At 36.2% G+C, this 14,083-nt stretch carries 16 protein-coding genes; 3 read left to right on the forward strand and 13 right to left on the reverse strand.

The annotated features are described in order from the left end of the window. Positions 1 to 40 precede the first annotated feature (40 nt). From K332_RS0117895 to K332_RS0117940, 10 genes are all read right to left on the reverse strand, one after another. Positions 41 to 745 carry a hypothetical protein gene (locus tag K332_RS0117895; RefSeq protein WP_036689258.1) on the reverse strand — a complete coding sequence of 235 codons (705 nt, stop codon included), beginning with the start codon at positions 743 to 745 and terminating at the stop codon, positions 41 to 43. 2 nt (positions 746 to 747) lie between these two features. After that, positions 748 to 1,491 carry a hypothetical protein gene (locus K332_RS0117900; RefSeq protein WP_026908705.1) on the reverse strand — a complete coding sequence of 248 codons (744 nt, stop codon included), beginning with the start codon at positions 1,489 to 1,491 and terminating at the stop codon, positions 748 to 750. Further along, on the reverse strand, positions 1,463 to 2,365 hold the full coding sequence (locus K332_RS0117905) for an ATP-binding cassette domain-containing protein (protein ID WP_026908706.1): 903 nt from the start codon (positions 2,363 to 2,365) through the stop codon (positions 1,463 to 1,465). The genes K332_RS0117900 and K332_RS0117905 overlap by 29 nt, the downstream gene beginning before the upstream one ends. Positions 2,366 to 2,367: 2 nt before the next feature. Then, positions 2,368 to 2,748, reverse strand: a complete 381-nt coding sequence (locus K332_RS0117910) for a GntR family transcriptional regulator (RefSeq protein ID WP_026908707.1) — start codon at positions 2,746 to 2,748, stop codon at positions 2,368 to 2,370. Positions 2,749 to 2,879: 131 nt separating this feature from the next. After that, the gene (locus K332_RS0117915) at positions 2,880 to 3,686 is read right to left on the reverse strand and encodes a GNAT family N-acetyltransferase (protein WP_026908708.1); all 807 of its coding nucleotides are present in this window, start codon (positions 3,684 to 3,686) and stop codon (positions 2,880 to 2,882) included. 16 nt (positions 3,687 to 3,702) lie between these two features. Beyond that, positions 3,703 to 4,209: a GNAT family N-acetyltransferase gene (locus K332_RS0117920; protein WP_026908709.1), complete on the reverse strand. Its 507-nt coding sequence runs from the start codon at positions 4,207 to 4,209 to the stop codon at positions 3,703 to 3,705. Positions 4,210 to 4,227: 18 nt separating this feature from the next. Continuing rightward, positions 4,228 to 4,728: a GNAT family N-acetyltransferase gene (locus K332_RS0117925; protein WP_051359521.1), complete on the reverse strand. Its 501-nt coding sequence runs from the start codon at positions 4,726 to 4,728 to the stop codon at positions 4,228 to 4,230. Between the two features lie 75 nt (positions 4,729 to 4,803). Continuing rightward, entirely contained in the window at positions 4,804 to 5,802 is a 999-nt protein-coding gene (locus K332_RS0117930) for an HAAS signaling domain-containing protein (protein ID WP_245604755.1), read from the reverse strand. Next, positions 5,795 to 6,124 (reverse strand): PadR family transcriptional regulator, encoded by a 330-nt coding sequence (locus tag K332_RS0117935; protein WP_036689326.1) that lies wholly within the window; start codon positions 6,122 to 6,124, stop codon positions 5,795 to 5,797. The genes K332_RS0117930 and K332_RS0117935 overlap by 8 nt, the downstream gene beginning before the upstream one ends. A 138-nt stretch (positions 6,125 to 6,262) precedes the next feature. Then, a complete protein-coding gene (locus K332_RS0117940) occupies positions 6,263 to 7,426 on the reverse strand; it encodes a hypothetical protein (RefSeq protein ID WP_026908713.1) in 1,164 nt (387 codons plus the stop codon). A gap of 146 nt (positions 7,427 to 7,572) precedes the next feature. Between K332_RS0117940 and K332_RS0117945 the strand changes: the two genes are divergently transcribed. Then, on the forward strand, positions 7,573 to 8,040 hold the full coding sequence (locus K332_RS0117945) for a YaiI/YqxD family protein (protein ID WP_036689260.1): 468 nt from the start codon (positions 7,573 to 7,575) through the stop codon (positions 8,038 to 8,040). A 17-nt stretch (positions 8,041 to 8,057) separates the two neighbouring features. On the opposite strand, the gene K332_RS24815 is transcribed toward K332_RS0117945, so the two are convergent. The 3 genes from K332_RS24815 to cypC all read right to left on the reverse strand — a co-directional run bounded on the left by K332_RS24815 (position 8,058) and on the right by cypC (position 10,906). Then, entirely contained in the window at positions 8,058 to 8,963 is a 906-nt protein-coding gene (locus K332_RS24815; protein ID WP_342665471.1) for a glycosyl hydrolase family 18 protein, read from the reverse strand. A 33-nt stretch (positions 8,964 to 8,996) separates the two neighbouring features. After that, positions 8,997 to 9,470 carry a LysM peptidoglycan-binding domain-containing protein gene (locus tag K332_RS24820; protein ID WP_342665472.1) on the reverse strand — a complete coding sequence of 158 codons (474 nt, stop codon included), beginning with the start codon at positions 9,468 to 9,470 and terminating at the stop codon, positions 8,997 to 8,999. 176 nt (positions 9,471 to 9,646) lie between these two features. Next, the gene (gene cypC / locus K332_RS0117955) at positions 9,647 to 10,906 is read right to left on the reverse strand and encodes a CYP152 family fatty-acid peroxygenase CypC (protein ID WP_026908715.1); all 1,260 of its coding nucleotides are present in this window, start codon (positions 10,904 to 10,906) and stop codon (positions 9,647 to 9,649) included. Between the two features lie 126 nt (positions 10,907 to 11,032). Between cypC and K332_RS0117960 the strand changes: the two genes are divergently transcribed. Both K332_RS0117960 and K332_RS0117965 read left to right on the forward strand, forming a co-directional pair. Next, positions 11,033 to 11,605, forward strand: a complete 573-nt coding sequence (locus K332_RS0117960) for a TetR/AcrR family transcriptional regulator (RefSeq protein ID WP_026908716.1) — start codon at positions 11,033 to 11,035, stop codon at positions 11,603 to 11,605. Positions 11,606 to 11,866: 261 nt separating this feature from the next. Further along, positions 11,867 to 13,969, forward strand: a complete 2,103-nt coding sequence (locus K332_RS0117965) for an MMPL family transporter (RefSeq protein WP_026908717.1) — start codon at positions 11,867 to 11,869, stop codon at positions 13,967 to 13,969. Positions 13,970 to 14,083: the final 114 nt, after the last annotated feature.

A 14,083-nucleotide genomic window follows, 5' to 3' on the forward strand; every position in this document is an offset into this window, starting at 1 on the left:
CGTGATATTTGTATAGTATATTCGAATGGAGGTTTTTTGGTTAATTTTCTACATAATCAATATACATATAATCCGAAAACTCTACATTTAAATTTCGAGGTACCCTTATATAGAAAAAGCTTGACCCCGAAGAACCAAAACCATTTCCGAATTGACTTTCACCAATCAATTGCTTCATAGGAAATGCTAGATCATTAAAAGCTAAATGTATAGTTGATTCTTTTTCTGGACTAACAAATTGGAGTGTATTGGAAGTCATTTCAACATCCATATCTGGTGTATATTCACTTACATCCATGGAAACTGAATTTACCCCTAAAGTCTGCCAGTCTTTAATATAGTACACCTCAATCTGCCCATTTAGTTCATCCGTTTTTTCTACCAGAATACCTTCGTCATAATAATCCGAAGCTAAAGTTATTACATCCCCTGTATAAGGAATCTCCCAACTTCTAGAAATTTTACTAGTGGCAATGGAAGAAAATTCACCTTGCATTGCCTTCATATATAAACCGCCATTCCATTCTTCACTCTGATGCGGGTCTTCGATTATATTTGCTTCCGAACTTGGAAGAAATAAAGACACTACTGTTGTAATTAGCAAAATGGTAACATAAACAATAAAAATTAACGTTGATTGCCGTAACGTTAATGACTTACGTGTCAAACGTTTTTTCAGCGTAACAAACCATAGGATAATAATGATGATAATAAGTAAAGGAACTAACGACACTATTACTGCCATATTCATCTAACCTCCAATCGATTAGAAAACACAATTGATAATCCAAAACCAATTAAGATGGTGACAATGGCCTTTATGGAAAACATGATAAACGAGTGTTCCATAAAGTAGAACTCCAGCATATTAACAAAACCGGGATTGGAACTACTTTGTGTAACATAATTCAGACCAATAATAATAACTGGTAATAATATAATTAGCCCTTTGTTCACTTGTGTCATCATTCCAACCAAGTACCCAGCTGTAGCTGCCAATAAAATGAATAAGAATGTAGCTAATCCCCCTGCAACAAAATCAGCTATTGTAACCCCATGCGTAATGGTAAGAAATATATCTATGTCTGCCGTTACATAGGCAAGAATTCGAATTATTCCTGTTGTTAATAAGGCTGTAACCGTACCTATCAGACAAACTGTAAGTAGAAAGGCCATGTTGGATAAATTATACGATAATCGATTGGAAACAAAAGTAAAGTCATCTTCGCGATACGCCTTTGTTGTTATCAATATCGCGTTCATAAATGCCCATATCATCGTCAAAAATATAACTAGATCTGGTGAGCTTACTGTAACATCAACAGTATACATACCATTGGAAAAAGAGGTGCCTCCATGTCCTAATATGGATAGAAGAATACCAATCATTTGGACTACCATTAAAGCCAAAAACACTCCAGAATATGCCTTTAATTTATACCGAAATTGCATAACAACTACATTAGACAGACTTACTTTTGTTAAAGACATCATCAATTCCCCCTCCCTGTCCTTTAGTTAGGTATACACAAAGGTCGCTAGGAGTAACAGGCGACACATTTATTCCTAATTGTTTTACTTCCCCATGCAAAAAGTTATTTCGAACAACCACCGAACAATTGTCAATATCAACATTTCGTTTATAAATTACCTCTTTATCTTGTAGAGTCTGCATAACAACAGCCGTTCTCCCACTTAATGTCACCGCATATTCTTTTAACTCATCCACCGGAAGCTGAAGGACTTTTTTCCCCTCATCAATCAATAAAATATCCTCCAGTATATCCTCCATTTCATCTAAATGATGACTAGAAATTATAATCGTACGTGGGTTTAATAGATAATCTTTTAATAAGGCACGATAAAAGTCTTTCCTCACCGCTCTATCCATACCCGTTGTCGGTTCATCAAAAATAGTAAGGGGGCACTTAGCTGCAAGACCAACAATCATATTAAAAGTACTTCTTTTCCCTTTGGAAAGACTTTGATGTACAAGCCTTGGATTAAAGTTAAAATAACCCAGTAATCTTTCTGCAAGTTCCGCATCCCAGTTAGGATAAAAAGCCTGAGCCTCACTTAAAAGCTCCTTTAAATTTAACGTATTGGTAAAACTCATCATGTCGTCTACGAAAATAGAATTCATGGAAACCTCTAAATTGTTAAAGGGGCGTCTATCAAATACCGTTATCGTCCCTTCTGTTTCACGCCAGAAACCAGCAAGGATTTTAAGTAACGTAGTCTTCCCGGCACCATTTCGACCAATTAAGCCAGTAATGGTATTTTCCTTAATTGAAAAGGAAATATGATCTAGGGCATTCAAGCTGCCATACTTTTTCACTAGTCCTTCACATTCTATTACATTCACAACTACTCCCCCTTACTTTCATTAAGAATTTGCTTAAACATTCCTAAAAGTTCTTCTTCTGCCACTTGAAGGCGCACAGCTTCTTGAACAGCTTCCTTCAATAGCCCCTTCAATTTGTGGTTTTTTCTTTTTTCCAAAACAATATCCATTGCCTCAGTAGAAACAAACTTTCCCAGTCCACGCTTGTTATAAAGGATTTTCTCTTCAAAAAGAAGATTAAGTCCTTTAGCCGCAGTCGCTGGATTAATGGTAAACATATCCGCAAGCTTGTATTGGGAATACACCTTTTCATTAACCTTTAAATTTTCATTTAGTATCTCGTTCTCAAGCCATTCCGCAATTTGAACATAAATTGGAATTGTACTATCCATATTCAGAACCATATCCGGTCCCCCTTAACCAACATAGTGCATTAGTGTTGTAATGTAGTATATATAAAAATGTATGTGATTGCAATATAAATTTTAAAGATAGTTCTTATCTCAAAGAAAAAAGAGATACCAGATTGTATCTCCTAACCTATAACCCATATTGATTTTGTGTAGGCAACTCTAAGACCCAGCTTCTCCATATTATTCGAACTGACGCTAGCATATTTAGCTTGTCCTACAATTAATTCAGCTCCTTTAATATGAGCATCCCTTATTCTTTCTTTTAGCAACGCTTGATGTACACCTTGATTTCTCTGTTCAGGGACAGTTGCTGATGCCGCAAGGGTTGCAATCCCATTTTGGTAAAACATAACTGCTACCCCAGCTGGGTAACCATTAACAGTTGCTATGTAAAACTCCCATTCATCAAGTGGATGAAGTACTTGATTATTTTGAGCAATCCCCGGCTTAATAAATTCAGGTAAGCCGAATCCCCTAACATAGATATCTGCATACAATTCAAACTCGTCTTCTTTTAATTTACGTACTGAAATGGATGGATTAAAACCTTCGACAATACTAAGTTCACTACCATATAGTACACTATGAAAATTGCTTTGATAGAAGCCTTTACTAGCTAATATCTTTAATAACTCCGAATTAGCAGAGGCCGGTGTGATTTCTAGTTGAATGAGAATATCTTTTTCTTTATAAAAATCTATGATTTTATCAACTTCATCAATATCTTTATAAGTCAGGTCTCTTACCGTATTGAAGGAAGGGCCAGGAATCCCTTTCACATAGAAAGCTGTTGCTTGTCCAAACTGCTTTATTTCAACTCCCATCGGATTCCTCGGAATGTCCTGAATTGCAGTAAGTCTCGAATGAAGCATATCTATTTCCGAAACTTCAATTCTTCTAGCCAATTCACCAGTTAATACTGGAACCATGAATAACTCCCCTTCCTTAATCGATACCTACAATAGAGCTTCTACGTTCTAAGAAAACAACGTCTCTCCACACACCATTAAGTTGCCCAACCCGTTTTCGAGTTCCTACAATATCAAATCCAAATCGTAAATGAAGCTTAATACTAGCAATATTTTCAGCAAAGATTAACGCTTGCAACGTCCAAAAGCCCGATTCTTCACTTGCTCTAACTAATTCCTCTAATAACGTTGCTCCAACCCCCATGCCAGAACAAGCACTAGAAACATAAATACTATCCTCTGCAACACCACGATATGCTTTCTTTTGAGTAGTTTGACTTAAGGCAGCCCAGCCAACAATTTGCTCATCTAAACGGGCAACTAACCGACAGGATTTCACGTGACCCTTATCCCATTCTTCCCGTGTAGGAGGCTCTATATCAAATGTAGCATTACCAGTGTGAATACCTTCCAAATAAATTTCACGTACCGCTTCCCAATCCTCTTGTCCCATCTGCTTAATTTTCACCTGTTGTTTTTCCACGTTACCTCACCTAGTCGTCTATAGATTTATCCAAAATCTTCTTTTAACAGTACCATCTGAATCCTTCTCGGAATGAGCTTCCACGCCACCATTGTTCAAAATTACTTTTGCAGAACCAGTATTATCCTCATCACATGTGACTAATACTTTTCCCATCTCTAATTCCCTACATTTATCTAGGGCTTCACTTAAAATAAACGTAGCATAACCCTTCTTCCTTTCAGAAGGGCGAACACTATATCCAATGTTTCCACCTATTCGATAGAGAAAATCATTTAATTCATGACGAATATCTAGCATTCCTAGCACTCTATTTTCATCATTTACTAGAAAATAACTTGAAAACGGCAACCACTTGCCTAATCCTTTTTCTTTCTTTACTAAATCATCCAGATAGGCTTCATAACTATCAAACCCATCCAGATTAAAACAACTGGGAATCATTCTAGTTGATCCCCATTCTTCTTTGTATGTACGATGTTCTTTCTCCCATTCTAATGATGGCCTGACTAAACGCATTCGTATTCCCCCTTTATACAAAAACAACGAATTGATTAAATCCATTTTAATCAATTCGTTGTTTAAAGAAAAGAACTATTTTTTCCTTGCTTTGATCCACCCATCGATAATATCCCAAACTAGCCCAATTAGTAGAATGGCTACCGTAATCCTAGTACTATTTCTCCAAATGGCTTCCCCAATCTGATAGCCCTCCGAACCTTCCGCTACAACTCCAGCTTGAACTAAATCGTTCATAAACTCCGGATTCCAAAAAGAATCGCCAGTAATTAGGAAGAATATAACCACAATTCCTAATATGTTAATCACGGTTGTATAACCTACTAATTTCATTGTCCACTTTCCAGAAATAAGCTTTAAACATTCTTTTACAATGAAAGTTGCAAAGAATAACAACACAAATGGCATATACATCGAAAAGGCTTCTTCATTTAAGAATGGAACAACCTCTTTAAATCCATTATCATTAAACACATAAATTCCAAAGAAATCACTAGAGAATGCAAACCATACCATTATTATTACATAAAAAATTATCGCAATAATCGGTTCAGATCGCTTAATTCGTCTTTTGGGGTCTGGAATTGCTGTTAACATTGCAGGACTCCAAGCTTTATCTAGTCCTAGATCCTTTGTCTTCAAACCCCCACCATATTCAACTAATACAAACATTAATGCAACCCAACCAAGCGCCTGTGGTAAACCAGTAACTAGGGCTACAATTAACTTAACAAAGTGATCCAATATCTCAGGTGGGGTTATGATGGATTGAATAACAAAAACAGCCCCTAACCCAACTGACATAGAGATCAATACGATTTTTAGAACAATAAGAAATGGGTCATATAACTCTGGGCCAATTAGATACTTTTTTGTACCACGATACTTGTTTGCCATTTCCCTAGGACTACCCAATTCTAATAAAACTTCCTCTACTACTTGATTACTAGCCTCACCACTACCGATACGCTCTTCTATCATGTCTTCAATCAATCCACGGAGTTCGATCGCAATATCATCACGTTGATTTTGTGGTAGCTTCTGCGTGACTGCATAAATATACCGTTCAATCATCTCCATTTTCCTCATCCTTTCTAGTATGAATCAAGTCATCTAAACTCCTTACAATACCCTCCCATTCCTTACATAATTGTTCGTAGACCGCTTTTCCCATTTCACTTAATACATAATACTTCCGTGGTCTTGCCTCATTTGTATCCCAGCTACTTTCAAGCAAACCTTGCTTTTCCAATCTTCTAAGTAGTGGATACAATGTGCCCGGTTCTACTGGAACTCCCTTTTCATTTAACATCGTTACAAGAGAATAACCATATTGCGGACTTGAAAGCTGGCTAAGTACGCCAATTGTAATCGTACCCCGACGTAACTCAAGCATTAACTTATCGATATGTTCTTGTTCGTTCAACGTTATCAACTCCTAACCACATTATAGTGTATGACGCACACTATTGTAAAGTGCATATTATTAAAAAATAAAAAACATGATTAGATACACTCCAATCATGTTTTTTGATTAACGTTCGTATTCCATTGCAAGCTTAGTTTCTTCATGGTATTTAGCTGGCCACTTTGACCTTATCATTATCGCTGTGATGAAATACGGTATGAAGGATGCAAAATGGAACCCTATATTTGTAAAAGATACTTCCTCAAACACCACTTCAGAAAACGTATCTCCTATAAAGGTACTGACAAGAAAGAATGCTAACACAATCATTACTTGTGAGTATATCCAATGCAAAATGCTTTTCCAATACTTTGTTTTCTTTAGTCGATAAACGTATAAAACATAAGAACTTAAAATAACGATATATGGAATGATATTCGTAAAAACAATAGATCTTTCTTTAATTAATTCATACTCAGCAAAGCCAAAGATAACTAAATATGCAGCAAATTGTACTATAAAAAGTATCCAAATTGGATATCTGAAATTAAAGATGCCTCGTCTTTCTAAACTTTCTTTATACATTGGACCCATTTCTGGCTGTGGTTTCTCCGAGGTATATCCATTGAACTCCTTATTCTCGAATATATTTCCCATTATAGGTAAATTTCTTGTTTTCATCTTAGAATCCAGAATCTCCAATAACTTTTTTTCCGGAATAAGATATAGTTGCCTTTCCGTAAACTCAATAGAAATATGTAAATCAAATAAGGATTTAAGCAAATAATTCATTGCCTCTTTAGTATACTCTTCGTGCTGTAGCATAAGGTGACTAATTTGCTGATTCTCTTCATAAATTAAATGAATAACAGGATATACTAAAAATCGATCCTTATAATGGAGATTTTTACGCACTTCAACAATTTCTCTAGATATTACACATCTTTTTACTCGAGAAAAGTCTAAATAGCCTTCCCTATATTCCTCGCCAACCATATGATGCTTATATGCAAAGCCTTTACTTGATATCTTATAACTATTAAATTGATTATTAATTTTTAACATAGATACATAATAACTTACCATCATAAACACAATTGCTATAACAAGTGGTGCTAACGTTATATAGAAAGCCATGAAAATTGTTTCGCGGTTATTATCTAAAAAATAAAATGGAAATAAGAAATAAAAAATTCCACCTGCGACCATTGCGATAACAATAATGGTTGTACTAATCCATACGAATAAATTGTTTTTATTTTGATATGTGTATTCTGAGTTATTTACCATAAGTTCCCCCCACCTCTTGTTAAATATAACGAAAAGGAAGGCAGTTAGGTTTCAAAAATAATAACTGAACTGATTTGTGTTGCGATTGACAAATCCCGTATAATTAGATTTCATGGAAGTAGACAGATTAAAACAGGAGAATTTTAATGAAAATTTATGTGGATGCAGACGCTAGTCCCGCTAAAGATATAGTTATATCAGTAGCCAAGGTATTTACTATCCGAGTCGTTCTTGTAAAAAGTATTAACCACTTTTCACATGATGAAGAAATGGAGGGGGTAGAAACCGTCTATGTCGATACAGGGGCAGATGCAGCTGATTACCGGATTATGCAACTAGCAGAAAAAGGCGATTTAATTATAACGCAAGATTACGGACTTGCTTCTTTGGGCTTAGGAAAAGGTTGTCTTGTTTTACATCATAAAGGATTTGCCTACACGAATAAAAACATTGACCAGCTACTGCAAACTCGCCATTTAAGCGCTAAGGCTAGAAGGAGCGGCCAAAGAACAAAGGGACCTAAGCCATATACCGATGAAGATCGGCAAAAGTTTCGAGACTTATTAGAAAAAACCATTCAGTATAAGGTAGAAAAAGGGAGCAATGATGATTAATTGCCCCCTTTAGTCATTTATAGTTTTTGAATAGTAAAATTCACCTGAAGTACTGCACAATTTTGTGGGAACGGATTCCCCAACACCCAGTAACTAACACCTCTTAATCCGTATTCTTTGACGGTATCATATTTAACTTGCACACTCCTTGCATCCTCAAACCAAACCTCATGCTTCTGACCGCCCGAATCCGTATACCGGTAAAACGGAGACTGGTATGTATCATCATATAGAATACTAACATTATTTCTGGCTGCGAGATTCATAGCTTCTTTCGGGCTTACTGTTTTAGCAAAAGTCCCTTGTACCCAAGGAACCTTCCAATCACGCCCATATAGTGGCATCCCCATCATTATTTTATTTCTCGGTATTACCGTTACTGCATAATCCAATATATCTCTCACTTTATTAATTGGAGCTATTGCCCAAGGTTCTCCGCCTGCCCATCCCCACTCATAAGTCATTAGCACAACAAAGTCACATAGCTCCCCATGTACTTCATAGTCATGTGCTTCATAAAGAAGTCCTGATTGATTCTTTGATTCCTTTGGAGCTAAAGCAGTAGAAACCGATAGCCCCAGTGGTCGTAATCGATTCACTACTTTTCGTAAGAAGTTATTATAATTCTCCCGATCGCCTGGATAGAGATACTCAAAATCTATGTTTAATCCTTCATAACCTTTCACTTGAATGGTGTTTACTATATTTTCAATGAGGGTATCTTGTAAACTAGGATTTCTTAAAAGAGTAGCACCTAAATCTGAATTAAATCCACCTCCAGCATAATTGGTTATTACAAGTAGGGGTGAAATATCATTCACTCTAGCCGCTTCAACAAGGCCAGTCTCACGCATATCTGTCAGACTACCATCCTCCCGAAAGCTATACATGAACGGTGATAGATAGGTAAAGTATCGACCCAATGCAAATACTTCTTGTCTCCCCTGCTCATTTGTCTAAGTGGTATAGGCATTTGTTTCAGCTGTTGACCTTGGCTTTCTCGGAATTCTTAATTGTTGACCTGGATAGATTAAAGAGGGACTTTCCATTCGATTTGCCTGTAGGAGTTGATTAATTGTTACACCGTAGCGTTGGGCAATGACCCAGAGGTATTCACCTAATTGAATCGTATGTATACGATAAGGTATTTCTAGTAATTCACCAACAAAAATTAAATTAGGATTAGAAATGTTATTAAATTGCTGTAATTCCTGTACCTTAACTCCAAGATTACTTGCAATCGCCCACATATTATCTCCCGGTTGAACAACATATTCAAGATGCGGCTCTGGGATAACAAGTGACTGACCAACTACCAAAATATCAGGGTTTTCCAATTGATTAAGATAAATAATCTGGTTTACATCTGAATTATACACTTTAGCAACCTGCCACAAAACCTCTCCTTGACTCACGACATGAATTTGCATGTAACTATCCCCCAATACAATTGATTACTATTCTCAAACATATTCTAATAGAGGCTGTCCTAGTATTGAATTAGGGGAAATAGATAGGATTTTTGTACTTTTATTTCTTTAACATTGAAACAATCTTACTAGTTCCATATGGGCACTTAACCAAAGTAGTTTTTTTGATATTATCCTTATATCCTCTTTACATCAATAATGACAAACCTACTACCAGGTATGCTTGGAATTCGTATCATACTATATCGAAGATCCTGCTTCGGAACCACATACTCCACCTTGCTGATTAGGAATTCAAGTACCACTTTCATCAATTCAATTGTTAACCATTCCCCCGGACAGCGATGCCCACGATAATAATCACCACCACCTTGTGGAATAAAGTTATAAAAGCTCTCTTCTCTATCCCTAAATCGTTCTGGATTAAAAGTATATGGTTTTTCCCAGATATCAGGATGATGGTTCGTTCCATAAAGATCAAGGAGAACTAAGTTTCCTTTTCTGAAATCATGACCATTCCACAGAAAATCCTCTCGTACTTTAGCTGTCAGTAATGGAAAAAAAGGGTAATACCTTCTAACTTCCCGGACAAAGAGTTCTGCATATTCAAATCCTTCAGTTCGAAGCTTATCTTTTTCTTGTGGATTCTCATATAATGCCAACGCTTCGAAAGTAATATAAACAGAAACTGCGACAATCGGCCGCAAAATATTGAGTAGTTCCACTGCAACAATTTGCTCATTTAATACTTCTCCATTTTTATCTTGGTACCACGACATTTTATACAAAGCAGAATCTTTATTAGCATTGACTTTTCCATTGCGTACTTGCCCGATAAGTTCTCGAAGCCAAACTTCTGCACTATTTCTAGAGATTCTTCCCTTCCAATGCCTCAGGCCCAATGCTCCGGCACTATCAAACATAGCCTCAAGTTGAGTTGCCCTTCTAAAAACCGCTTTATCATCCAATGGTATACCCGCCCATGCGCAAGCTACTTTCGTGAGTAGCTGAACCATGTCATTGTATACCACAACCATTTTTTGCTTTTCCCATTTGTCTACTGCATTCTCTAAGTGACTTTCAAGTAACGAACTTATATCGTCTAGTCTTTCTTTTGTCATTAATGACATGAATAGTTCTTTACGATGTCGATGATTATCCCCATCCATGGTTTGAATGGCATGCTCCCCAAATAAAGTTTGCCGTAGCCGCTTCGGTGCAGCACCTTTACGAATCAGTTTATCTTCATCATAAAAAGTCTTAACAGCCTCTTCCCCAGCTATACAAATAGCTTTTTTTCCACCAAGAATGCGTGTTTCAAATATATCTCTACCAAATTTATTTCTCCTATTTGTAATATAGTTGTACCCCTCTAATAATAACTTTACGGTATTATCAATCCCTTTATCCACTGGAATTTGTTCCCGATATGGCATATTTTTCACTCACTTCTATATGGTATATTCCTTGTATAGTCTGTTTTAGAGCTCCTCCCTTTATGCACAGTTCCTTTCATTTACTCTTCGTGTGACAGTCATTATAATAAAGGAGAGGTGAATGACATGGCGCGTGAACGGAAGTTTTCAAATCGAGAACTTTATCAAGCTACGAAAGAATTACTTTTGAGTCATGGATATGAGGGCTACACTTTCACATTGCTCGCTAATCAATTAGATGTTTCAAGGGCTGCAATTTATAAATACTATGAAAATAAGGAAGAGCTTTTAAGCGAATATATGCTTTATGAATTGACAAACTTCTTAACTAAATTAAAAGAGGTGAATAAAGAGAAAACATTTCTTGATCAGTTCCATGCATTATTTGATGTTATCTTTGATGATATGAGTCTTTATCAATTAAGGGAAATAGGTATACAAATTCCAAAGGTAAATAAGAAAGTAGCTATGAATAAACAAAAAATAAGTCATATCATTACGGAGTTGTATACATCACTCCAACATTTCATAGACTTAGGAAGACACGAAAAAATATTAAGAGGAGATATACCTAGCAACATCGTATTAGGCATGATTTTCCAAACAGTTAATATCCCTAACACAGAGGGTATTTCACACCAAGATTGGGTAAATAGTATGAAAGATGTCATTTGTAACGGAATGTTCATTAACGAATAATTGACACAAGTGTAACTTTCAAGTGATAATAAAGTGAAACTTCACTCAGTGGGGCTTTGCTCTTCTCCACTGAGTGTTAGTTGAACGAATCGGGCTTTTACTGGCTGTTTGATCCCCCACTTATTTTTCTTCGCTTCTATCAAAGTCTTGATGGGGGGGGCTTACAGCCAGTTAACCTGCGATAAAATATCGGTTCTTAGATACCGTTATTTTTTCATTCAAAGTTACACAAACGTAACTATTAGAAAGGATTTTTATTTTATGAAAAATTTACTACAGAAAATAACTGATAGAGTTTCGACTAAAAAAGGAATGTGGATCACATTAGCTTCATGGATACTTATCATGGTCATCCTGACTGTTACTGTTCCTAGCGTAAGAGATTATCAAGTTACATCGATTGATTCCTTGCCTGAGGATATGCATTCCGTCGTTGCAAACGAAAAAATCGCTACCTATTTTGGCGATAGTGAGTTATTACCAGCTATCTTGGTTCTTCAATCAGAAGGTGAGATTGAAGAACAGGATTTAGTCACGATTACGGATACGGTAATTGCAGAAGATATTAGTGGTCTGAAAGAAATCGTTCCAATGGGAAAACTCCCTGAACCAGCTACCAATACATTTTTCTCAAAGGACCGGTCAACAGCCATTATCCCCGCTAACTTAGATGCTAATTTAGATACACCTGAAGTAAAAGAAGTACTAGACGAAATAACCACTATTATTACGGACAACACAGATTTGTCCGTGTCGGTTACAGGACCTGCGGGAATTGCGGTTGACACGACGGATTTATTTACAAGAGCCGATATCGTCTTAATTATGTCCACCATTGGAATTATCCTAGTGCTATTAATTATTATTTACCGTTCACCATTAATTGCATTAATTCCATTATTAGCAGCAGTATTTGTCTATCAAATTGTAACGCAGCTCCTTGGACTATTTGGTAAAGCTGGACTCCTCATGAGTTCCCAGTCCGTGTCCATTATGTCGGTATTGTTATTTGCAGCAGTAATTGATTACTCCTTATTCGTATTCTCTAGGTATCGAGAAGAACTGAAGCAACATGAAGATAAACATACGGCAATGAAATTAGCGATGAGAGGTACGGGATTACCTGTCTTCTACTCAGGTGGAACGGTATTTCTTGCTATGATTATCTTGATCTTTGCAGATTTAGGGGATTATAAAAACTTTGCTCCAATCTTCGGTACAGCACTAGCTGTTATCATGGTATCATCGGTTACACTTGTACCAGCTTTATTTACCATCTTTGGTCGAAAATCGTTTTGGCCAGTTATTCCAAAAGTTGGCGATACGAATGTAAAAGCTAGCTCTATTTGGAGTAAAATTGGAAAATTTGTAACAAAAAAGCCGATTGTTTCCATGAGCATTGTTGGGATATTTATTGTATTAAGTTCAGCTTATAACTTGAATCTTAAATATGAATTTGATCTAATTAAATCCTTCCCAGATGATATGCCATCTAGAGCTGGGTATGAAGTGTTAGAAGAAAAGTTTGCACCGGGAGATCTTGCTCCTACTACTGTTCTTGTAGAATCAAATAAAGAAGTATCAGAAGAAAGTCAACAAGCTTTATTAGATGAACTTTTGAAAGAAGAACATGTCAGTACAGTCAGAGTTGAAAATCAAACGGAGAATCAAAAAGTTGTTTCTTATAGCCTGACATTTGATGATAGTCCGTATGCGATTGAGTCTATTAATGCATTAGAAGATATTCGGGAAAAGTCAGATGATATTCTTAATGCTAGTAATGTGAGCGGGGAATTGTACTTTGCTGGTGAAACATCTGCATCTCTTGATGATAGAAATACAAATGACCGTGACCTTGTCGTTATTGTATTACTAGAGACACTATTAATCTTTATCATGTTAATCTTCCTAACCAAGTCATTCAAAATGCCACTATATATGATGGGAACGATTATCGTCTCATTCTTTGCTGCATTGGGATTAGGTATGTTCTTAACTAATTTATTCTTTGACATTGATACTATTAGTACTCGCGTACCGGTGTATGCTTTCATATTCCTTGTTGCTCTAGGAGTCGATTACAATATTATTTTAGTTTCTAGATTTATGGAGGAGCGGGAAAAGCATTCCATTAAAGAAGCTACTCGCATTGCAGTCGCAAATACTGGTGGAGTAATTTCCTCTGCAGGTATTATTTTAGCAGCCACATTTGCGGTACTGATGACCCAACCTATTCAACTATTATTCGTATTCGGATTTATTGTTGCGGTTGGTATTTTGATTGATACTTTCTTGATAAGGGGAGTATTATTACCAAGTTTAATTGTATTGTTTGAGAAAGATAAAAAGCGAGATAAGGCATAAAGAAAAATAACCTGAAGGATGGATTCCTTCAGGTTATTTCATTTTTGAACGGGTAGCAATGAGAAAAGGGCTTTTTGCTCATTATTAATCAATAACTTAATAATTGGATAGACT

The sequence above is a fragment of the Paucisalibacillus globulus DSM 18846 genome, from assembly GCF_000482485.1.
Classification (GTDB): Bacteria; Bacillota; Bacilli; order Bacillales; family Amphibacillaceae; genus Ornithinibacillus; species Ornithinibacillus globulus.

Excerpts from the sequence above, each read along its gene's own strand:
- K332_RS0117895 (WP_036689258.1), bottom strand. The coding sequence starts at position 745 with ATGGCAGTAATAGTGTCGTTAGTTCCTTTACTTATTATCATCATTATT.
- K332_RS0117900 (WP_026908705.1), bottom strand. The coding sequence starts at position 1,491 with ATGTCTTTAACAAAAGTAAGTCTGTCTAATGTAGTTGTTATGCAATTT.
- K332_RS0117910 (WP_026908707.1), bottom strand. The coding sequence starts at position 2,748 with ATGGTTCTGAATATGGATAGTACAATTCCAATTTATGTTCAAATTGCG.
- K332_RS0117915 (WP_026908708.1), bottom strand. The coding sequence starts at position 3,686 with ATGGTTCCAGTATTAACTGGTGAATTGGCTAGAAGAATTGAAGTTTCG.
- K332_RS0117925 (WP_051359521.1), bottom strand. The coding sequence starts at position 4,728 with ATGCGTTTAGTCAGGCCATCATTAGAATGGGAGAAAGAACATCGTACA.
- K332_RS0117930 (WP_245604755.1), bottom strand. The coding sequence starts at position 5,802 with ATGATTGAACGGTATATTTATGCAGTCACGCAGAAGCTACCACAAAAT.
- K332_RS0117935 (WP_036689326.1), bottom strand. The coding sequence starts at position 6,124 with ATGCTTGAGTTACGTCGGGGTACGATTACAATTGGCGTACTTAGCCAG.
- K332_RS0117940 (WP_026908713.1), bottom strand. The coding sequence starts at position 7,426 with ATGGTAAATAACTCAGAATACACATATCAAAATAAAAACAATTTATTC.
- K332_RS0117945 (WP_036689260.1), top strand. The coding sequence starts at position 7,573 with ATGAAAATTTATGTGGATGCAGACGCTAGTCCCGCTAAAGATATAGTT.
- K332_RS24820 (WP_342665472.1), bottom strand. The coding sequence starts at position 9,470 with ATGCAAATTCATGTCGTGAGTCAAGGAGAGGTTTTGTGGCAGGTTGCT.
- cypC (WP_026908715.1), bottom strand. The coding sequence starts at position 10,906 with ATGCCATATCGGGAACAAATTCCAGTGGATAAAGGGATTGATAATACC.
- K332_RS0117960 (WP_026908716.1), top strand. The coding sequence starts at position 11,033 with ATGGCGCGTGAACGGAAGTTTTCAAATCGAGAACTTTATCAAGCTACG.
- K332_RS0117965 (WP_026908717.1), top strand. The coding sequence starts at position 11,867 with ATGAAAAATTTACTACAGAAAATAACTGATAGAGTTTCGACTAAAAAA.